The sequence below is a fragment of the Stenotrophomonas sp. SrG genome, assembly GCF_050031795.1.
Classification (GTDB): Bacteria; Pseudomonadota; Gammaproteobacteria; order Xanthomonadales; family Xanthomonadaceae; genus Stenotrophomonas; species Stenotrophomonas rhizophila_A.
This window is the reverse complement of record NZ_JBNBBE010000530.1, coordinates 1-254: the sequence shown is the minus strand read 5'-3', so window position 1 is coordinate 254 and position 254 is coordinate 1. Positions and strand designations below refer to the sequence as shown.

The 254-nt window shown below is 73.6% G+C and carries 1 protein-coding gene; it reads right to left on the bottom strand.

The features are described 5' to 3' along the window. The coding region (locus tag ACQG3P_RS20750; RefSeq protein WP_426806109.1) for a S26 family signal peptidase at window positions 1–254 on the bottom strand (254 nt) is incomplete at both ends.

Below are 254 nucleotides of genomic sequence, written 5' to 3'. Positions count from 1 at the left end.
CACGACCACGTCGCCCGAGACGCCGATGATGCGCTTCACGAGCACCGTGTCCGGCGAGCCCGACCATCCCTCGCGGTCGACGAGCAGCACGATGTCGCCCCGCACCGGCGTCGTCCAGCGGTCGTAGACGACCGTCGCTCCGCTGCGCAGCGTCGGCGTCATCGACCCGTTGTGCACGGTCGCCACGCCGAGCGCCGCGCTCGCGAGGGCCGCCACGAGCACCGGCACGACGACGGCGGCGAGCGCGAGCAGAC